The sequence below is a fragment of the Afipia sp. GW823-FHT06G09 genome, from assembly GCF_058794875.1.
The window spans coordinates 493470-510265 of the sequence record NZ_JBXAHF010000001.1; the positions used below are offsets into that span (position 1 = coordinate 493470).

The 16796-nt window shown below is 60.5% G+C and carries 24 protein-coding genes, 3 tRNA genes and 1 riboswitch; of the genes, 17 read left to right on the forward strand and 10 right to left on the reverse strand.

Annotated features, from left to right (window positions below):
* Nucleotides 1–147: 147 nt before the first annotated feature.
* From AC1Q67_RS02435 to AC1Q67_RS02445, 3 genes are all read left to right on the forward strand, one after another.
* Nucleotides 148–519, forward strand: coding sequence for a Crp/Fnr family transcriptional regulator (locus tag AC1Q67_RS02435; protein ID WP_492235340.1), 372 nt, complete (start codon nucleotides 148–150; stop codon nucleotides 517–519).
* On the forward strand, nucleotides 516–1328 hold the full coding sequence (locus tag AC1Q67_RS02440) for an MBL fold metallo-hydrolase (protein ID WP_492235339.1): 813 nt from the start codon (nucleotides 516–518) through the stop codon (nucleotides 1326–1328). The genes AC1Q67_RS02435 and AC1Q67_RS02440 overlap by 4 nt, the downstream gene beginning before the upstream one ends.
* Nucleotides 1329–1546: 218 nt before the next feature.
* A complete protein-coding gene (locus AC1Q67_RS02445; RefSeq protein ID WP_492235338.1) occupies nucleotides 1547–1675 on the forward strand; it encodes an I78 family peptidase inhibitor in 129 nt (42 codons plus the stop codon).
* Between the two features lie 45 nt (nucleotides 1676–1720).
* Here AC1Q67_RS02445 and AC1Q67_RS02450 read toward each other — a convergent pair.
* Nucleotides 1721–1794, reverse strand: a tRNA-Gly gene (locus tag AC1Q67_RS02450).
* A 127-nt stretch (nucleotides 1795–1921) separates the two neighbouring features.
* Between AC1Q67_RS02450 and AC1Q67_RS02455 the strand changes: the two genes are divergently transcribed.
* Nucleotides 1922–2215, forward strand: a complete 294-nt coding sequence (locus AC1Q67_RS02455; RefSeq protein WP_024574970.1) for a DUF3551 domain-containing protein — start codon at nucleotides 1922–1924, stop codon at nucleotides 2213–2215.
* A gap of 64 nt (nucleotides 2216–2279) precedes the next feature.
* Here the strand turns inward: AC1Q67_RS02455 and AC1Q67_RS02460 are convergent, their stop codons facing one another.
* Nucleotides 2280–2606, reverse strand: coding sequence for a potassium channel family protein (locus AC1Q67_RS02460; RefSeq protein WP_492235337.1), 327 nt, complete (start codon nucleotides 2604–2606; stop codon nucleotides 2280–2282).
* Nucleotides 2607–2881: 275 nt separating this feature from the next.
* Here AC1Q67_RS02460 and AC1Q67_RS02465 point away from each other — a divergent pair, with 275 nt between their 5' ends.
* Together AC1Q67_RS02465 and AC1Q67_RS02470 are read left to right on the forward strand one after the other, a co-directional pair.
* Nucleotides 2882–3058: a hypothetical protein gene (locus tag AC1Q67_RS02465; RefSeq protein WP_492235336.1), complete on the forward strand. Its 177-nt coding sequence runs from the start codon at nucleotides 2882–2884 to the stop codon at nucleotides 3056–3058.
* A gap of 6 nt (nucleotides 3059–3064) precedes the next feature.
* The gene (locus tag AC1Q67_RS02470) at nucleotides 3065–3727 is read left to right on the forward strand and encodes a Fic family protein (RefSeq protein WP_492235335.1); all 663 of its coding nucleotides are present in this window, start codon (nucleotides 3065–3067) and stop codon (nucleotides 3725–3727) included.
* 91 nt (nucleotides 3728–3818) lie between these two features.
* On the opposite strand, the gene AC1Q67_RS02475 is transcribed toward AC1Q67_RS02470, so the two are convergent.
* A tRNA-Tyr gene (locus tag AC1Q67_RS02475) sits at nucleotides 3819–3904 on the reverse strand.
* 217 nt (nucleotides 3905–4121) lie between these two features.
* Here AC1Q67_RS02475 and AC1Q67_RS02480 point away from each other — a divergent pair.
* Nucleotides 4122–4991 (forward strand): TrmH family RNA methyltransferase, encoded by an 870-nt coding sequence (locus AC1Q67_RS02480; protein WP_492235334.1) that lies wholly within the window; start codon nucleotides 4122–4124, stop codon nucleotides 4989–4991.
* Between the two features lie 60 nt (nucleotides 4992–5051).
* Here AC1Q67_RS02480 and AC1Q67_RS02485 read toward each other — a convergent pair whose 3' ends face one another.
* A complete protein-coding gene (locus AC1Q67_RS02485; RefSeq protein ID WP_492235333.1) occupies nucleotides 5052–5597 on the reverse strand; it encodes a hypothetical protein in 546 nt (181 codons plus the stop codon).
* Between the two features lie 37 nt (nucleotides 5598–5634).
* On the reverse strand, nucleotides 5635–6126 hold the full coding sequence (locus AC1Q67_RS02490) for a hypothetical protein (RefSeq protein WP_492235332.1): 492 nt from the start codon (nucleotides 6124–6126) through the stop codon (nucleotides 5635–5637).
* Between the two features lie 299 nt (nucleotides 6127–6425).
* Here AC1Q67_RS02490 and AC1Q67_RS02495 point away from each other — a divergent pair, with 299 nt between their 5' ends.
* Nucleotides 6426–6575: a hypothetical protein gene (locus AC1Q67_RS02495; RefSeq protein ID WP_192817778.1), complete on the forward strand. Its 150-nt coding sequence runs from the start codon at nucleotides 6426–6428 to the stop codon at nucleotides 6573–6575.
* A gap of 95 nt (nucleotides 6576–6670) precedes the next feature.
* On the opposite strand, the gene AC1Q67_RS02500 is transcribed toward AC1Q67_RS02495, so the two are convergent.
* Nucleotides 6671–6745: transfer RNA gene (locus AC1Q67_RS02500), tRNA-Thr, on the reverse strand.
* Nucleotides 6746–6883: 138 nt separating this feature from the next.
* On the reverse strand, nucleotides 6884–7171 hold the full coding sequence (locus AC1Q67_RS02505; RefSeq protein ID WP_492235331.1) for a hypothetical protein: 288 nt from the start codon (nucleotides 7169–7171) through the stop codon (nucleotides 6884–6886).
* Between the two features lie 146 nt (nucleotides 7172–7317).
* Between AC1Q67_RS02505 and AC1Q67_RS02510 the strand changes: the two genes are divergently transcribed.
* The 5 genes from AC1Q67_RS02510 to AC1Q67_RS02530 all read left to right on the forward strand — a co-directional run bounded on the left by AC1Q67_RS02510 (nucleotide 7318) and on the right by AC1Q67_RS02530 (nucleotide 10382).
* A complete protein-coding gene (locus tag AC1Q67_RS02510) occupies nucleotides 7318–7521 on the forward strand; it encodes a hypothetical protein (protein WP_492235330.1) in 204 nt (67 codons plus the stop codon).
* Nucleotides 7522–7602: 81 nt separating this feature from the next.
* Nucleotides 7603–7734 carry a hypothetical protein gene (locus AC1Q67_RS02515; RefSeq protein ID WP_492235329.1) on the forward strand — a complete coding sequence of 44 codons (132 nt, stop codon included), beginning with the start codon at nucleotides 7603–7605 and terminating at the stop codon, nucleotides 7732–7734.
* Between the two features lie 151 nt (nucleotides 7735–7885).
* Entirely contained in the window at nucleotides 7886–8095 is a 210-nt protein-coding gene (locus AC1Q67_RS02520) for a hypothetical protein (RefSeq protein ID WP_024574963.1), read from the forward strand.
* 85 nt (nucleotides 8096–8180) lie between these two features.
* Nucleotides 8181–8723 (forward strand): PRC-barrel domain-containing protein, encoded by a 543-nt coding sequence (locus tag AC1Q67_RS02525; RefSeq protein WP_492235328.1) that lies wholly within the window; start codon nucleotides 8181–8183, stop codon nucleotides 8721–8723.
* 447 nt (nucleotides 8724–9170) lie between these two features.
* Complete coding sequence (locus tag AC1Q67_RS02530) at nucleotides 9171–10382, forward strand: serine hydrolase domain-containing protein (protein WP_492235327.1); 1212 nt, start codon at nucleotides 9171–9173, stop codon at nucleotides 10380–10382.
* Nucleotides 10383–10390: 8 nt separating this feature from the next.
* On the opposite strand, the gene AC1Q67_RS02535 is transcribed toward AC1Q67_RS02530, so the two are convergent.
* On the reverse strand, nucleotides 10391–10867 hold the full coding sequence (locus tag AC1Q67_RS02535) for a TspO/MBR family protein (RefSeq protein ID WP_492235326.1): 477 nt from the start codon (nucleotides 10865–10867) through the stop codon (nucleotides 10391–10393).
* 19 nt (nucleotides 10868–10886) lie between these two features.
* The gene (locus AC1Q67_RS02540; RefSeq protein WP_244432743.1) at nucleotides 10887–11318 is read right to left on the reverse strand and encodes a hypothetical protein; all 432 of its coding nucleotides are present in this window, start codon (nucleotides 11316–11318) and stop codon (nucleotides 10887–10889) included.
* Nucleotides 11319–11398: 80 nt separating this feature from the next.
* Nucleotides 11399–11632, forward strand: a riboswitch (cobalamin riboswitch).
* A 169-nt stretch (nucleotides 11633–11801) separates the two neighbouring features.
* On the opposite strand from AC1Q67_RS02540, the gene AC1Q67_RS02545 reads away from it, so the two are divergent.
* Nucleotides 11802–13955: a TonB-dependent receptor gene (locus tag AC1Q67_RS02545; protein WP_492235716.1), complete on the forward strand. Its 2154-nt coding sequence runs from the start codon at nucleotides 11802–11804 to the stop codon at nucleotides 13953–13955.
* 133 nt (nucleotides 13956–14088) lie between these two features.
* Here the strand turns inward: AC1Q67_RS02545 and AC1Q67_RS02550 are convergent, their stop codons facing one another.
* On the reverse strand, nucleotides 14089–14352 hold the full coding sequence (locus AC1Q67_RS02550) for a His-rich protein BRANT (protein WP_492235325.1): 264 nt from the start codon (nucleotides 14350–14352) through the stop codon (nucleotides 14089–14091).
* 278 nt (nucleotides 14353–14630) lie between these two features.
* Between AC1Q67_RS02550 and AC1Q67_RS02555 the strand changes: the two genes are divergently transcribed.
* From AC1Q67_RS02555 to AC1Q67_RS02565, 3 genes are all read left to right on the forward strand, one after another.
* Entirely contained in the window at nucleotides 14631–15182 is a 552-nt protein-coding gene (locus AC1Q67_RS02555; RefSeq protein ID WP_492235324.1) for a tetratricopeptide repeat protein, read from the forward strand.
* Between the two features lie 170 nt (nucleotides 15183–15352).
* Nucleotides 15353–16132 carry an NAD kinase gene (locus AC1Q67_RS02560; protein ID WP_492235323.1) on the forward strand — a complete coding sequence of 260 codons (780 nt, stop codon included), beginning with the start codon at nucleotides 15353–15355 and terminating at the stop codon, nucleotides 16130–16132.
* A gap of 115 nt (nucleotides 16133–16247) precedes the next feature.
* Nucleotides 16248–16793, forward strand: coding sequence for a response regulator (locus AC1Q67_RS02565; protein WP_492235322.1), 546 nt, complete (start codon nucleotides 16248–16250; stop codon nucleotides 16791–16793).
* The last annotated feature ends 3 nt before the right edge of the window (nucleotides 16794–16796 follow it).

Below are 16796 nucleotides of genomic sequence, written 5' to 3' on the forward strand. Positions count from 1 at the left end.
CCTCCCGCCGGCTTTGACGACGGTATGACACCGCCAGAATTTGCTGCCCTGCGGTAGCGCACGCCAGCCCAGACGTGCCGATTGCGCACTCCGGATTCCGGCCTAGTATATCCCGGCTGAACCGTCTGCTGGCACGCCGGGTGCACCATGACGATCGAGAAATGCATCAACGAATACGATGCCTCCGAGGTCATTTTCGAGGAAGGATCGACCGGCCGCGAGCTGTTCGTCGTCCTCGACGGCAAGGTCGATATCGTCAAGAATTCCGGCGCGGACAAAACTGTCATTGTCACGCTCGGCAAGGGTGAGTTCTTCGGAGAGATGGCCGTCATCGACGGCTCCTCGCGGTCGGCGAGCGCGGTCGCGGCCACGCCGGGCACTCGCGTGATGCGGATCAATCACGCCCGGTTCGTTTATCTCGTCAGCCAGCAGCCGGCCTTTGCGCTGATGATCATGGACGCGCTGAGCAAACGGCTGCGGGCATCCAACGCCGTGAACTACAGGACCGCGGCGCCATGAGCGACCGGAAACCCTCGCCCTTTCCTATTCTTCTCAACAATGACGTTTGCTCGCTGATCCAGGCCGCCGAGGACGTCTATCAGATCCGCTTCAAAAACCGCGCCGCCAATGCCTATCTGGTGCGCGGCAGCAAGCGGACTATCATGATCGATGTCGGCTTGTCGTCGAACTATCCGTATCTGCTGGAATGCCTGCAGCATCTCGGCATCAAGCCTGCCGACATCGACATGGTCGTGCTCAGCCACGAGCATCTCGACCATATCGGCGCAGCCTATCACTTCAACGGGCGGACCATCATCGCCGCGCACCGCCTCGCCGCGAACAAGATCATGCTGCGCGACGACTTCTCGATGCTCCGCAAGATGTTCAACGAGCCGAGCGTGCCGATCGACATCGACATCTGGCTCGAGGAAGGCAACCTGATCGACCTCGGCAACTTCCGGCTGACCGTGATGTACACGCCCGGCCACACCTCCGCGTGCATCAGCCTCTTCGATCAGGACAAGGGGCTGCTGTTCGCCGCCGACACCCTGATGCCCGGCGGCGTCATGGGCGGCGTGTTCGGATCGGGCAGCATCAGCGATTACATCCAGTCGCTGGAGCGGCTGAAGGGCCTCGACTCGAAAATCCTGCTGTCCGGGCACGGCCGCCTGTCGGATACGCCGCAGGATGACGTCAGGATCGCGATCCAGCGCTCCCATGCCCTGCTCTCGGACACGGCGCAACTGTTCGACGCCCTCGATGCGCGGTCGAATTTCGAGCCGATCATGCAATCGGTGCGCGACCTCAACAAGCTGGACGATTCGTGAGAAGCTGAGCGCCGTTCTGGATTTCAGAAACTGAAATGCCGCAGAAACCAATCCATGATCCACGCACATCGCTTCGCCGGTTTGACCGTAGCGCTTCTTGTCGTTGTTGGCTGCCATTCGGAAACGAAAGCGGCCAGTCATCAAGCCGGCGTTTGTAACCCGGCCGCCGCAGCGGCTCTGGCGGGCAAGAACAGGATTCGGACCGCAGGGCGAAGCGCTTGACCGGCGCGACGATCGTTCGCCAGATCAAACCCGGTCAGGGTGTGACCATGGACTACAGGCCAGAGCGCGTCACGATTGAAACCGACGACAGGACACGGAAGATCATCCGCGCCTCTTGCGGCTAGGATCACCCGGCTCTCGATGAACAGCGGAGATTTCAGGGAAGCCGTTGGAGCGGGTGAAGGGAATCGAACCCTCGTATTCAGCTTGGAAGGCTGCTGCTCTACCATTGAGCTACACCCGCGGCGCGGCGAGACCTAGCATGGCATTCCCGCCGCCTCAACCACGATTGATTTGCACTGCGGGACCAACGGAACCATATTCCGGGCAAGCTGTTTCGCTTTTAGCCGATTTGAACCGGGAGATGTCTCATGCGCAAAGCACTTTTGGCCGCCATGGCCCTGGCAGGTATGGCCGTGTTCGGCACAGGCTCCGCCGAAGCCCGGGACTATCGTTACTGCCTGGTCGAGGGCTTCGCGGCCGGTCCGGGCACCTGTTATTACGATAACTACGCCCAGTGCATGGCCAGCGCATCGGGACGGCGCGCCTATTGCCAGGTCAATCCGGTCTTCGCTTTCGCGGAGCAAGGCCGGTATGCAGACCCCGGCGCGCGCGTCGTGAAGCCACGCAAGGTTCGCCGCCATCATCGTCATTATTACGATTGATCGCAGTCTGATCGAAAGCAACCAGAGGCCGCCCGTTATCCTGACGGGCGGCTTTTTTGCCGTCTCAGTCTTCTCGCGTCCGATCCCGATAGGAGGAAAGCCGCGACAGGAACGCCAGCACGAGGCCGATTCCGACCAGCGAAAATACCATCGTGAAAATCTTGGACACGCCGCTGGTCGGGCCGAGCGTCGCATCGCCGACCGTGGTCAGCGCCACCACGCTGAAATAGGCCGAATCGAGCCACGACCAGCCCTCGATCCAGTGGTAGAAAATCGATCCGCCCAGCACGGACATTATCAGCAGAAAGATGATCGCCTGAAACTCAGGATCGCTCAGCCCATGCCAGAAACCGAGACAAAGCCGCTTCAGGCCCAAGGCCAGTGATCGCATCGGTGCCGGCCCCGTGACAGACAAATTCCCCGCCGCAGCCTGACACAGACGCGCCCAATAAAAAATCGCCCGGAAACAGTTTCCGGGCGATTTTCAAAGATGGTGGGGGAAGAAGGACTCGAACCTTCGAAGCCATACGGCACAAAATCATAGAATTCTTCATTCCAAAAAATGCGACTCGGGTTACGAACAGCACCTATGCCGTTGACCGCAAATTAGGAACTTTACGTGAACGTCTGCAGTTCTATATACTGGCTTACGTGTTGGAGGGATCAATGACAAAAGACCTACAAGAACTCGTTGATCGCGCTCGCAAAATTGAGATGACGCCGGATCAGCTGCGCGAACAGCGCCGCAGTTTTGCGTACGGAAATACTCATATCGAAAACGACCGCATCACCCGTAAGATGGTTGCGGACGCCGACGTCCAGATAGAGGCGGAGCGGAAGTGACTTTGGATGTCTAGCGATCGACATAGCATCGCTGAGACCGCACAGACGCTTTCTGATCCTGACGAGATTGCACGTCGTGAAGCCGAAAACGGCATTCGACAGTTCAATCTCGCGCTCGAAATGATCCGCTCACATGTAAAAGACGCAGAGCGCCCTTTCCGCCTTCGTTCCAGCTTAATTTTAAAACTGCATAAGGCTGCGCTGGATGGCTTGCATCCTCTCGCCGGAACGTGGCGCAATACTCCTGTCAAAATAGGCGGTAGCGGCCATCAACCTCCCGATGAAGCGTTTGTGTCGGAGGAAATCGAATTGATGTGCGACTATGTAAATGATCATTGGGATCATAGTGCCGTTCATCTGTGCGCATATGTCCTATGGAAGCTTAATTGGATTCATCCCTTCGCGGATGGAAACGGCCGCACAGCTCGCGCGGTTTCTTATGTAGTTTTGAGCATCAAGCTTGATAGCCTGTTGCCTGGAGCACCGACCATTCCTGAGCAAATTGCAGGTGATAAAGAGCCTTATTATCGAGCGCTTGAAGATGCTGACAAAGGGCTAAAGGAAGGCGGCGTAGACGTGAGCAAGCTAGAAAGAATGCTGGAAGGCATGCTCGCTAGCCAACTACTGAGCGCCGCTAAGCAAGCCTCTGGCTCAAACGAAATTAATTGATAAGTCCGTACTGAGCTGACCTCAGGCTGTAACTTTAACAAGTGATCAAAAAAGAACGCTCAGGAATTAGTATTCCTGAGCGTTCTCAATATGGTGGGGGAAGAAGGACTCGAACCTTCGAAGCCATACGGCGGCTGATTTACAGTCAGCTCCCTTTGCCACTCGGGACACTCCCCCGCTCGACATCATCCGACACCTTCGCCCACCCGAACGGGGCGGTTGAACGGCCATGGATGACGGTAAAAAGCGTGCCCGTAGACGGGCGCCCGGTCGGCGCGTTTATGGGCGAAGCACCGGGGTAAAGTCAACCAACGCCGGGAGAAATGTCACATTTCCTTTCGCGCCGTCCAAAGCCGGAAATTGCCATTATTTCAATCCCGTGGGACAAGGCCCCATGAGCGATCGCGACCGCAAATCACGTTTCAAGGGCCCCAAACCGGGCGGACGCGGCGGCGACCGTGATCGGGAGCGTCACGGGGAGCGTCCCGGGAAGCATCAGGGGCGCCCTCCCTGGCGCGACCGTGAGGCCAAAGGGCATGTGAAGGGCGAAGGCCCGGTCATTCTCTATGGCTGGCACTCGGTCACCATGGCTCTGGCCAATCCCCAGCGGCGCATCCGCAAGCTGTTCGTCACCGAAAACGTCGCCCGCCGTCTGGCCGACGAGAAGATCGACACCCGCGTTCCGCCGGAACTGGTCCACGCGGCGGATATCGACCGCCGGCTCGGGCCGGATGCCGTGCATCAGGGCCTGCTCGCCGAGGCAGATCCCCTGCCCGGCCTGCATCTGGATGAACTGCCGCAGGACGGCATTGTGCTGGTGCTCGACCAGATCACCGATCCGCACAATGTCGGCGCGATCCTGCGCTCGGCCGCGGCCTTTGCCGTCAAGGCGATTGTCACCACCGGGCGGCACAGCCCCGAGGCAACCGGCGTGCTGGCGAAATCCGCATCCGGTGCGCTTGAACTTGTGCCGATCGTTGAGGTCCCGAACCTGCATCGCGCGCTTGGCGAGATGAACGAGGCAGGCTTCCTGACGGTGGGTCTCGACAGCGAAGGCCAGGGCGATCTCAGCGTCGTGCCGCTGCACGCGCCGCTGGCGCTGGTGCTGGGCGCCGAAGGCAAAGGGCTGCGCCAGCTCACGCGCGAAACCTGCGCTGTCGTTGCGCGCATGGATATGCCGGGCGCGATCAAGAGCCTCAACGTCTCGAACGCAGCCGCGCTCGCGCTCTATATCGGCACAAGCCGCCTCGGCCTGATGGGCTGAATCAAAAACGCCCGCCTGCGCGATGCAAGGCGGGCGTCCGAATTTCAAATTGCCGAAAGATCAGTACTTGTAGCGAAGCGGCTTTGCGTAACGCGAGCCGTGCGCCATGGCATGGCCGTGGTGGCGATGCGTGTAATAGTACTTCGGCGCGGTGCGATACGGACGGTAGTGCATCCGATGATAGCCGCGGTGATAGTGGCGGCGGGCGAAGCGATAGCTGTAGACCGCAGGGCCCTGCACCCCCGGTGCGCCGTCATAGTAATGGCTGGTGGCGTTGCCGTACGGACCGCCATCATAACCATAGCGATAAGGCCGGCCGTAGTAGCGCGAGCCGACGACGGCGCGTTCCTGATAGGTCGGCACCGGAGCGAAGTTGCCGGGGCCGGTATAGGTCGGACCCTGGTTCACCCAGTAATACTGCGGGCCTGCCGGATCCGGCAGACGCTCGCGCACGCCGCACGCACCATAACCGCACCCGTAATTGTAAGCGTAATAGCCGTAGCTGCCGCACGGATCGGTCACCGCACATGCCTGCGCGGGGGCCGCCGTCGCCACGGTCGCGGCGAAGGCCGCTCCGGCAATCAATCCTGCAATGATCTGACGCATTACTCTCTCCTGTTGAACGCTTTTTGTTTTGGTCTCGTTAGTGTTTCAAATCGGGCCGGAAACCATTCGGCCGGTAGCTGGGCCGGAAACCGTTCGGCCGATAGCTTTGATCGCGCGGCGCTTCGATGATCGCCGGCGGATACTCGGGAACGTCATACTGCTGCTGCGGCGCAGGCGGTGCGGATTGCGCAGACCACGAGCGATGATAGCTCTCCGCCGGCTGCGGCAGCGCGCGATTGGCGGGTGGCTGAATTTCGAGACGGCCGTAGCCCGGCGTGCGTCCGGCGCTCGGATAATAGTGGCCAACTTCGGGGCCGATGTAGCGATCCCAGCCGCCATAAACGCGGTCCGCATTCTTGAAATGTTTGGCGAGGCCCCATTCGCCTTCGACGACGGCATAGGACGCGTCGCGGCCATTGATCATGACGGGAACGCCCGCACGGCCGGGAATCACGATCAACGGACCGGTATCGGCCGCAGCCGCTGCCGCCGTTCCGATCAAGATCGCCAGAGTCAGTATCGCACGCATGGAATGAGACCTTCGTTGAAGCCGCACCCTAATCCAGCGAGCCAAGCCAGGAGTTAAAGGCCCCGCCCAATCGTCAGGTAAGCCTAACGCGTAAGCATTTCCGGTCGCTCAATTGCGAGCGATTTCAATAAGATTTTGGAAAGCGGAAGGTTAACGGCGGGTGCCTGGCAGGCTCGCTCGCCCGGTTCCGCGGGTGAAACAACGCCTCTCGATAACGTGATTATATGATGATCATCATTCCATTGATCGGCGACGCGCCGCGACTACCTCGAGAGCAGCCCAAACAAAGGAGAAGTTCGATGACCCGGCAGACCCAAGAGCGCAAACAACATCGTTACGAGCTGGTGCACGACAACGATGCAGACTTCATCGCCTATCAGCGCCATCTCGGCGAAGGCGTCTGGCAGACGTTTTCGACCTGGATGATCCCGCGCACCAACGAAGACTGAGATGTGCCCGCAGTAAGGGACAGCCGGACGATGCCCAAAATCGGCATCGTCCCGAGGCTGATCGGGTGAATTCTGAATAAGGCTTTCAAGATGAATGGTGCCGGCGGAGAGGATTGAACTCCCGACCTTCGGTTTACAAAACCGCTGCACTACCGCTGTGCTACGCCGGCGACGGGAGAACAGCTACCAGCGCCGGAGCGCCGGGACAAGACCGCGAACGGGATCTGACACCGCGAAATCCGCCCCTTGCCCGGACAAAAAAGCCGTCGCTTCTGGCGACGGCTTTCAAGCACGCCCTGATCGGCGCTTTATTTCCCGCTTCCACCTTCACCACCGCCCTGACCACCACTTGAGGTGCCCATTCTGCCGGTGTCTTTCTTCATGGCGCCGCCACCCATCCCTGTCGTGGACCCGCTCTTCCTGGCGGCCTTCTTCTTCACACTCTTCTGATCGGTCGGATTGGTTCCGCTGGTGCCGGCCTGAGGCGAGTTGGTCATTCCGGAATCCGAGGGTTTCTGCTGCGCCGTCTGCGCGGACGCGAAGCCGGTCGCCATCACCAAAGCTGCGGCCGCCAGACCTGCCATAAGCTTTCGCATCTTCATCTCCTCCGTTGATTTCGGGACGGTCCCTTAACAAAGGCATCCACCGGATGTTCCCGGGACTTCGCCATCGATCGTCATGAACCCCTGCTGTTCCTGCGGCGACCAACAGATGGATTTTGTTCGCGGTGAAGGTAACGGCAATGAGCGAATGGCTGCTGGGCACGCTTCTGGTACTGATCCTGATCATCAAGATGCTCGACTACTTCGAACTCTTCGATGTGCTCGAATTCGTGTCGGCGGTCCTGAGGCTGACCGGGGCGCTGTTCTTCGGAATCGCCAGCCTGATCATCTGGGCATCGCGTAAACTGCTCGGCAAGTCGGGCGGGCAGACCAGCACCGGCTGAAATGTACACCCGTGCGATTTGCGCTGCCGTCCGATTTGCGTCACCAATGATGCGTCACGGCATTGGTGCCGGGAGATTCGTATGGACCACAACGGCGGGTTTCGCGCGCACCACAAATATCTGATCGCGGCGATCGGCGTGATTGCCGCCCTCGCTTTCCTTTACAATCTGGGGATTTTCGACGTCTGGTCGGTGACCCAGGTCGCGAAGTAACAATTTCGCGAAGGCCAAACATTTCCTCGTCCTGCGTCAAAACGCCTGTGAATTGCGTGGACAACCCGGCGCGCCTTGGAACCGTCACGGTCTCGTCACCATTGCCCACGCAGGTAAACGGCGATTCAGGCAAAACCCAACGAGGACGATCATGCCCTTTGCGAAGCCACATGACGACCGTTACGAAAATGCCATCGACGACGTCATCGCTCAGTGCGGCGGCGACACCCGCGGCGCCCTGATGGCACTGCTCGCAGCCAACGAATTTCTCGAGGCACAGCTCAACGATCTCCACGCCGCGATCGAAACCGGTGAGGTTCCGTTGCGGTCGCAACCGATACCGCGCAACCAGCTAAATTGACGCGGGGGAACAGTGATAGTTCCCGGAACATAAGCAAGCAGTTTGGGTTCTCCCGTTTCAATCGATGCATTGAAAGGAGAATCCGATGATTAAGAAATATGTGGCGGCAGCTCTGCTCGGAACCGCTTTGGCTGGTAGCGCAGCGTTCGCACAGACCACAACACCGGCTGCGCCTTCACCTGCTCCGGCTGCATCGGCATCAAGCGAGCAGATGAACCTCAAGGGCAACTGGCGGGCTTCCAAGCTTATCGGCCTCGCGGTTTATAACGACGCCAACGAAAAGCTCGGCGATATCAGCGAAATCCTTCTCGACAAGAGCGGCAAGGTCAACGCCGTGATCATCGGCGTCGGCGGCTTCCTCGGCGTCGGCCAGCACGACATCGCGGTCTCGCTCGACAAGCTGAAATGGGTCGACGAACCGATCCGCTCGGCATCGGCCGACAAGATGCCAGGCTCGTCCGGGACGTCGACAACAGCGCGGCCGTCGACAACGACAGGCGCTGCCGGCGGTGGCATGGCTGCGACACCGGCCAAGAACGAATGGTACCCCGACCATGCGGTCATGAGCGGCACCAAGGATCAGCTGAAAGCGATGCCCGCGTTTAAGTATTCGGAAAACGCGAAGTAACCGGTCGGGCTAAAACAGTCCGCAACCTGACGGTCGAATCGGTTCATCCGGTTCGGCCGTTCGCTCGCACGTCACAGATAAGCGCTGAGGCACCATGCATTGAGCGAAGCAGCAATGGCCAAGGTGAATACCAGTATCGTGTTCACGGCTAAGGGCTCCTCAAAAAGGCTGTCTGAGAATCGTCCGCGTCATGTCGGGATTTGAACGCGGGACCTGCGAAGAGTCTCGCACATTGTTTTTTCCTGCCCCCCTTGCCGTTTTTCCCGTTCCGAGTCCGATTCTCCTGATCTCCGGCGGAGGGTTGTGCGGCGCAGTGTTGTCATGCGCCGATTTAAACGCACAATGAGCGCGCGCGGTCTCCCGCCACGGCGATCAACACGCCCGGCCGCGCCCAAAAACAACAATCAACGATTCAGCCAATTGAATCGGTGCCTGGAGAAGAAACGAATGTCAGCCAAGTCGACCGCAAAGAGTCCCGCAAAAAATCTGATGACCGAATTCCCGCCTGCGCGGGACAATCTGGTGACGCTTGCCAACTGGCGCACCCAGCCGTCCAGCGACTGGAGCTTTCACAACGTCCGCCGCCTGCTGCCGACCGCGAACATCGCGGCGTCGAAACACCCCGCTCCACTGGAAAGTTCGCCTATCGAAATCGGCGGCATCGCCTTTGAGGGCAGCAAGGGTGCGACCACGCTCCGCGAGGCATTGCGCACGACGAACACCAAGGGATTTGTTGTGCTCCGGAAGGGCCGGATCGCAACCGAGTGGTACGCGGGCGGCATGGACGCCACGACGCCGCATATCGTGTTCTCGGTCAGCAAATCGATCTGCGGCGCGCTCGGCGGGATTCTCGTGGACAAGGGCTTTCTCAATCCCAACCGTCCGGTGACGGACTACGTGCCTGAAGTTTCTTCGTCAGTGTATGGCGGCTGCTCGGTGCGGCACCTGCTCGACATGTCGGTCGGCATCGCCTTCACCGAGGACTATATCGATCCGGACGGCGATGTCGCGCGCTATCGCCGCGCAGTCGGATGGGACGTGATCAAGCCCGGCCAGAGCACCATGGCGCTGCGCGAATACCTCGGAACCCAGAAAGCCGACGGCAAGACCCACGGCGACACCTTCCACTATGTCTCGACCAACACCGACATGCTCGGCTGGGTCTATGAACGCGCGGCGGGCCGCGCCCTCTCCGATCTGCTTGGCGAATATCTCTGGACGCCGCTCGGCGCGGAAACCGATGCCTATGTCACGCTCGATCCGGAAGGCGCGATGCGCGCCGCCGGCGGCATCTGCGCCGCGCCGCGCGACCTCGCCCGCTTCGGCGAAATGATCCGGCAGCGCGGGGTCGCCAACGGCAGGCAGGTGGTGCCGGGCTGGTGGATCGACGACATCAACGACAATGGCGATCCGGCAGCCTGGGCGCGCGGCGATTTCGCCGAACTGTTTCCCGATGCGGCCTATCGCAGCAAGTTCTACCAGATCGACCGCAAACGGCGGACGCTGTGCTGTCTCGGCATTCACGGACAGTACATCTACATCGATCCGATCAGCGAACTGGTGATTGTCCGCGTCGCAGCCGAGCCGATCCCGCTCGATATCGAGGCGACCCGCGCGTGGCGGCGGGGATTCGACGCGATCGTCCGGCACTTCTCATAGGACGTCTGTTAGTTCATCGCGACCACGCCGGCATTCAGCGTGGTCGCGTAGGCGACCCAAGCCAGATACGGCGCGAGCAGCCAGGCCGCGGACTTGTCGGCGCGCGAAGCCGCGATCATTGTCATCACAATGGCGATCAACAGGCCGATGATGATAACGAGCGCGGTGCGCGTGCCGTGCCATCCGAAGAAGACTGGCGACCACGCCGCGTTCAGCGCAAGCTGAATGAGAAACCAGGTGATCGCCGAGGCCCGCGGAGCCGACGGCGCCGCGCGATCCCACAGGCGCCACAGGCTAACAGCCATCAGAATGTAGAGAACGGTCCACGCGATTGGAAAAACCACCGGCGGCGGCGTCCACCACGGCTTTGCCAGCGCCGCATACCACACCGGGATTTCGGGCCGCGTCACATATGATTCGAGAATCCCGACGCCGAGACACAGCAGCAGGCAGAGGGCTAACCGCCCGGCTGATTTCGACGTCATGACACCCCTCCGTAGACGCTCACCGCGTCAGCTTTTCCAGTTCGGGAAACGCGGCGTAGCTGACGCCCTTACAAAGATCCTCGGTCTCTTCAATGATGCGATCGAGCCGTCCGTCGATGTATACGCCCGCGCGCTCTTTCGCGCCGGCGTAACGTCCGGCACTGCGCGCATTGAAACGCACGCACACCACATAGCGGCGGCGTCCCCCAACTTCCTTTTGCGCCGGTTCTGAAATCCCGGCCTCGCGTATGCCGGTCGGGTCATTCAGATAGGTGCGCAGCAGGGCCAGCAGTTCGGGGCGGTAGTTCGCCGGATACGGCTGGTTCTCGATGCCGCGGTCGGCGGTGTAGGACAGGCCGTCGCTTCCGCCGGTCCATGCACAACCGGCGAGACCGAGCGCAACCAGCGCCAGCGCTGTGCTCCTCGCATATGTCACCAATTTGCAACGCATTCCGATGAAGTCCACGGCCTGAGGCATCCCCTTGGGTTTCTTGCACATTGTGTCATTGACAAGGCAACCCCTCGCCGGTTGATTGCAACCACGGCACAGGTGCCAGCGCAAGCTGGCGAATAGGGAATTCGGTGCCGCCGTGCGGCCTCATCAAGGTGAAGTTTGCACGGCCAGTCCGAAGCTGCCCCCGCAACTGTCAGCGGTGAGCCGTTGTCCAATAGGCCACTGAGCGAAGGCTTTTCAGCCAAGCTTGGGAAGGCGGGCAACGGCGGCGATCCGCGAGCCAGGAGACCTGCCTGTACCGGTCATCCTTCCGTCGCACGGGGCGTGCGAAGGGGCGGCTTTCCGCAGCGGTGACGTGACGTAACTGTTGCGGAGGTTCGGCCGATGGCCTGTTTCCTCAGTCAGGACGGAACGTATGGCGGCAGCAACCTGCCGCCGCACCGTCATGTCTGCGCGTTGTTACCGCGCCTCCGCGATCACATGCATCGGCGGGGCTTCAACGTGACACAATTTTCCAAATCTCTCTTTCCAAAAGCGGCATTCGCAGCGGCATGCCTCGCGGGCACCGCGCTGGTAAGCCCCACGCTTGCGCAGGACGCAGGCAGCGCGTTGCCGCCGATCAACGTCGACGCCAGCCGCCTCTATGGCGGCATCGTCGGCACATCGACAGCAACCATTACCGCCGAAGACATCGCACGTTCACCCAACCAGACGATTCAGGATGTGCTCGCGACCATTCCGGGCGTGCAACTCACGAATCTGTACGGCGCGGTGAACGGTACCGGCTCCGTCGTCGATCTTCGCGGGTTCGGCGCCTTTGCGTCGTCCAACACATTGTTCCTTATCAACGGCCGCCGTCTCAATGAGGCCGACCTTCAGGGCGTCGATCTCTCGACTATCCCGGTTCAATCGATCGCGCGCATCGAAGTCACGCGCGGCAACAGCGGCGCTGTGCTTTACGGCGACAACGCCGTCGGCGGTGTCATCAACATCATCACCAAAACGGGCGTGGGCATCGGCAAGCCGATCGCGGGGCGCATCGAGGGTGGTGTGGGCTCTTACGGGCAGCGCGAAGGCAATGGCTCGTTCAGCACCAACTCGGGACCATGGTCGTCCGCAGTGTTCGGCAACGCCGTTCATTCGGACGGATACCGGAAGAACAACAAGCTCGACCAGCAGAACGGGGTCGGCGAGATCCGCTACTCCACGCCTGAGTTCAGCGCATTTTTCAATCTGTCCGGCGACCGGCAGCAGCTCGGCTTTCCCGGCACGCGCGCGAACATGTACACCCTCGATTTTTTCAACTTCACCAACCAGTTGCTCGATCTGCGCGGCACGAGCACGCCGAACGATTACGGCAAGAAGCAAGGCGTCAACGCCACTGCGGGTTTCACAAAATCCTTATGGGCAGGCGCGGAGCTGATCGTCGATGGCGGCGTCCGCAACAAGAAGCAGCAGGCGGGTTTCTTCGGCGATCCCAACTATGTGCTGTCGTTTCCGGGCGATCGTTTTCCTTACGCCTATGTCGACTCCGATCTGACGACGTGGTCGATCACGCCGCGCCTCAGCATGAAGAACACGTTCGGCAGCGTGACATCGAGCATCCTGACCGGCCTCGACTACTACGATGCGCGCTACAGCTCGAACCGCCAGTACACGATCTCCGATCCGCCCAATCACGCCTACAACCTCTCGCAGCAAACCATTGCCGGCTACTGGCAGCAAACGCTGGGATTGTTGCCGAGCACCGACTTCTCCTACGGCGGACGCATCCAGCAGCTCAGCCTGAAGGCACGCGACAAGTACGATCCCACCGCGCCCGCAGGCAGCCTGCTGGCTCAGGCGACGCCTCTCGACAAGGACGAGACCAACCACGCCCTGCATGTCGGGCTCGAACATCGCTTCAACGAAAATTTCGCCGTCTTCGGCCGTGCTGCGCGAGCTTTCCGCACACCCAACGTGGATGAGCGCGTCGTTACCGGACCGGCGTTCGGAGGGGCCTTCCCATTTCCGCCGATTCCGCAAAACTTCGAGCTGAAGACGCAAACGTCCTACGATGTCGAAGGTGGCATTCGCATTCACGGCGGTCCGCTGGATATCCAGACCAGCTACTACGACATGCATCTGAAGAACGAGATCCACTACAATCCGGTCGCGTTCTACAACTACAACCTCGATCCGACGCATCGCTATGGTTCCGAGACTCAGGCATCGCTGCGGATCAACGAGGCGTTCAGGCTCAGGGGTGGTTTCGCCTACACGCGCGCCGTGTTCGAGGAAGGCCAGTTTGCCGGAAAGGACGTGCCGCTTGTTTCACGGCTTTCCGGAAGCGCCGGATTCACATGGAACATCTGGCAGAAGTACGCCGTGCTTGATGCCAGCGCACGCTTCTGGAGCAGCCGCCGTCTCGACAACGATCAGGCCAACACACAGGGTCTGATTGGCGCCAACGCGACCATCGACCTGAAGCTGAGCGGCGAGATCGACCGATTCTTCTGGTCGGCGGCTGTTATCAACCTGTTCGACGCCCAGTATTACGACTACGGCATCGCCAGCGCGTTCACGCCAGGCTCTTACGCGATCTACCCACTTCCCGGCCGCATGTTCCTGGTGAAAGCCGGCATGACGTTCTGACTCCAGCAGAACTGCCGCAAAAGAGCACGGCCTGCACCCATCTCGCGATGAGTGCAGGCCGTTCTTCTTTCCATGAACCGCTTCGATGCGGGGGCTATGCAATAGCGGTCACGGAAATATCAATGAAGAAGGATCAGCCCTTCTTCTGCACGGCGACGTGCTTCACAGGCGCCGCGGACGAGATATGCTTCTTGCTCACGACGGCGCTGGTCTTCTTGTGCGCCTTGTGATGCTTGATCTTCTTCGCCTTCACCTTCGCGTTGGCATTCGCAACCGACGGTTTCAGGGTTTCGGACTTGGCGGCTGGCGCCGTTTCGGTCTTCATGACGGTGGCGGCCATTGCAGGGGCGGCAATCATCGAACCCGCAACAAGGGCGGCAGAAATGATCTTCAGCATGGGGTCTCTCCTGTCGTTATGCGATCGGGGGTGGCCGGTCGGATGGCCGGGTAACCGATCGTCGCAACAACGCTAGGACCGCCGCGCTGAACTCAATCTGAAGCGCGTCATGGGCTTTCGTTCATCTGGATGACAGTTTCGTTATGCGCCGGGCGCGGCAGATCGGCTGAAAATCGCCGGAATTATGACGGGCCATCGGAGGAATGTTTGAACCCGGCAGGTGTTTAAGACGTACAAACAAGCATAGGATCGTGTTTGTGGATCAACGGAGGCTACGCATGAGCAACTTGACCATCAGGCAAATATCTCTGGCGCTTCTTCTTTCGGCATTTGTCGCGGCACCCGCGGTTAATCTGGCACAAGCCGCCGGTTCCGATACGCCCGCGCCCCCTCCCGCCTCCGACACCAAGTCGCAGCCCAAGGACAACAAGAAGAAGAGCGAAAAGAAATCGTCGATCGAGGATCCTGCCTTCCTCCAGGGCTATCGCGCCGCCTATGCAACCATCTACGAGCGCAACGAATACGGATCCGCGATCGATCAGCTCAAGGCGCTCGGACAGGACGACCGCGCCGATGTCGCCAATCTGATCGGATACTCGTATCGCAAGCTCGGCAATTATGAACTTGCCAGCGTCTGGTATGAGCGCGCGCTGAAGGCCGACCCGGGCCACGTCCGCACCTGGCAGTATTATGGTCTGTGGCAGGTCGAACAGGGCAACCGCGAACAGGCGAAGTACCACCTCGCCCGGATCGAAACCCTCGCAGGCCGCGACAGCCCCGAATATCAATCGCTGGCCTCGGCGCTGACGACCGGCCGGACGTCCTACTGACCAGGCATATGGTTAGCCGCCCCGGTTAACCGGGAGATCAAGCCCGCGAGCCGGATTTCGGCCACGCGGGGCTGTTTTGCGCGACTTGATCGCGCCTCGACAACACCGGAAAACCTCGTATAGACGAAGCCCGCGCGTCAGGACATGCGCGCCCAGGGGCTGATCCGGATATGACGAAGCCGAGAAAATATGAGCGGATTGCCTTCGTGGCAGGCCCGAGCCATGAGGCCCAGCAGGCCCTCGCCCAGCTCACCGCGGCCTATGGCAACCAGCCCTCTGACAAGGCCGATGTGGTGGTGGCGCTGGGCGGTGACGGCCTGATGTTGCAAACGCTGCACCGGCACATGCGGTCCGGCATCCCGATCTACGGCATGCATCGCGGCACCGTCGGCTTCCTGATGAACGAGTTCAGCCAGCATTCGCTGGTCGAACGGCTGGAAGCCGCGAAGCTCACCGTGATCAATCCGCTGCTGATGCGCGCCACCGACGTTCACGGCAAGGTGCATATCCATCACGCCATCAACGAGGTCTCGCTGTTCCGTCAGACCCACCAGGCCGCGCGACTGCGCATCCTGGTCGATGAGCATGAGCGCATGGCCGAGCTTATTTCAGACGGGATCATGGTGGCGACGCCTGCCGGCTCGACCGCCTACAATCTGTCGGCGCAGGGGCCGATCCTGCCGATCAATGCCGCCCTGCTCGCGCTCACCCCGATCAGCCCGTTCCGCCCGCGCCGCTGGCGGGGAGCGCTGCTGCCCAACACCGCGTTCGTCGTGTTCGAGGTTCTCGAATCCGACAAGCGGCCGGTCGCCGCCGTCGCCGACCATGACGAGGCCCGCGACGTGCAGCGGGTCGAAATCATCGCGGACAAGACCATCTCGATCCGCATGCTGTTCGACCCCGGCCACAGCCTGGAAGAGCGCATTCTGAGCGAGCAGTTCGGGTTCTGACCCCAGCCGGTTCTGCCCCTGCCCGGCCGTCTTGGATAACCATTCGTTAACAGCCGCCGCATATAGTTAATGCGAGGTGTACCCTGTTTTCCGGGTGCGCCACCTCGGGCTGCGCATGTTCATCATCGACTTCAACAAGCTGCGGTTTCTTGTATGCGACGACAATGCGCATATGCGCCGAATTTTGCGCACGCTGCTGCATTCGTTCGGCGCGCGCGAAGTCTATGAAGCGGAAGACGGCGCGACCGCGCTCGAGATGTATTCCCACTACGTCCCCGACATCGTTATCACCGACTGGTCGATGCCGATTTTCGACGGACTCGAACTCGCGCAGATGATCCGCCAGCCCGAAGGCGTGGGGAATCCCTACGCGCCGATCATTATGCTGACCGGCCATTCGGAGAAGCGCCGCGTCATGGTGGCGCGCGATGCCGGCGTCACTGAATTCCTGGCGAAGCCGATTTCCGCCAAGGGGCTTTACCAGCGCATCCTCAATGTGGTGGCCAATCCCCGGCCCTTCATCAAGACGAAGAACTATTTCGGTCCGGACCGCCGGCGCAATCCCAATGCGGCCTACATCGGCGTCGAACGGCGCGTCGGCGGCAAAGCCGAAGTCATGCAGCAGCCCTCGCTGCTCGATAAAGCGCGTTCCGGAAACTAGGAG

Bases quoted from the DNA above. Each gene is read 5' to 3' on its own strand.
- AC1Q67_RS02515 (WP_492235329.1), top strand. From the start codon at position 7,603: ATGGACCACAACGGCGGGTTTCGCGCGCACCACAAATATCTGATCGCG.
- AC1Q67_RS02490 (WP_492235332.1), bottom strand. From the start codon at position 6,126: ATGCGTGCGATACTGACTCTGGCGATCTTGATCGGAACGGCGGCAGCG.
- AC1Q67_RS02545 (WP_492235716.1), top strand. From the start codon at position 11,802: ATGCATCGGCGGGGCTTCAACGTGACACAATTTTCCAAATCTCTCTTT.
- AC1Q67_RS02470 (WP_492235335.1), top strand. From the start codon at position 3,065: ATGTCTAGCGATCGACATAGCATCGCTGAGACCGCACAGACGCTTTCT.
- AC1Q67_RS02560 (WP_492235323.1), top strand. From the start codon at position 15,353: ATGACGAAGCCGAGAAAATATGAGCGGATTGCCTTCGTGGCAGGCCCG.
- AC1Q67_RS02485 (WP_492235333.1), bottom strand. From the start codon at position 5,597: ATGCGTCAGATCATTGCAGGATTGATTGCCGGAGCGGCCTTCGCCGCG.
- AC1Q67_RS02565 (WP_492235322.1), top strand. From the start codon at position 16,248: ATGTTCATCATCGACTTCAACAAGCTGCGGTTTCTTGTATGCGACGAC.
- AC1Q67_RS02540 (WP_244432743.1), bottom strand. From the start codon at position 11,318: ATGCGTTGCAAATTGGTGACATATGCGAGGAGCACAGCGCTGGCGCTG.
- AC1Q67_RS02550 (WP_492235325.1), bottom strand. From the start codon at position 14,352: ATGCTGAAGATCATTTCTGCCGCCCTTGTTGCGGGTTCGATGATTGCC.
- AC1Q67_RS02480 (WP_492235334.1), top strand. From the start codon at position 4,122: ATGAGCGATCGCGACCGCAAATCACGTTTCAAGGGCCCCAAACCGGGC.
- AC1Q67_RS02555 (WP_492235324.1), top strand. From the start codon at position 14,631: ATGAGCAACTTGACCATCAGGCAAATATCTCTGGCGCTTCTTCTTTCG.
- AC1Q67_RS02440 (WP_492235339.1), top strand. From the start codon at position 516: ATGAGCGACCGGAAACCCTCGCCCTTTCCTATTCTTCTCAACAATGAC.
- AC1Q67_RS02495 (WP_192817778.1), top strand. From the start codon at position 6,426: ATGACCCGGCAGACCCAAGAGCGCAAACAACATCGTTACGAGCTGGTG.
- AC1Q67_RS02435 (WP_492235340.1), top strand. From the start codon at position 148: ATGACGATCGAGAAATGCATCAACGAATACGATGCCTCCGAGGTCATT.
- AC1Q67_RS02535 (WP_492235326.1), bottom strand. From the start codon at position 10,867: ATGACGTCGAAATCAGCCGGGCGGTTAGCCCTCTGCCTGCTGCTGTGT.
- AC1Q67_RS02525 (WP_492235328.1), top strand. From the start codon at position 8,181: ATGATTAAGAAATATGTGGCGGCAGCTCTGCTCGGAACCGCTTTGGCT.
- AC1Q67_RS02460 (WP_492235337.1), bottom strand. From the start codon at position 2,606: ATGCGATCACTGGCCTTGGGCCTGAAGCGGCTTTGTCTCGGTTTCTGG.
- AC1Q67_RS02465 (WP_492235336.1), top strand. From the start codon at position 2,882: ATGACAAAAGACCTACAAGAACTCGTTGATCGCGCTCGCAAAATTGAG.
- AC1Q67_RS02505 (WP_492235331.1), bottom strand. From the start codon at position 7,171: ATGCGAAAGCTTATGGCAGGTCTGGCGGCCGCAGCTTTGGTGATGGCG.
- AC1Q67_RS02510 (WP_492235330.1), top strand. From the start codon at position 7,318: ATGAGCGAATGGCTGCTGGGCACGCTTCTGGTACTGATCCTGATCATC.
- AC1Q67_RS02530 (WP_492235327.1), top strand. From the start codon at position 9,171: ATGTCAGCCAAGTCGACCGCAAAGAGTCCCGCAAAAAATCTGATGACC.
- AC1Q67_RS02455 (WP_024574970.1), top strand. From the start codon at position 1,922: ATGCGCAAAGCACTTTTGGCCGCCATGGCCCTGGCAGGTATGGCCGTG.
- AC1Q67_RS02520 (WP_024574963.1), top strand. From the start codon at position 7,886: ATGCCCTTTGCGAAGCCACATGACGACCGTTACGAAAATGCCATCGAC.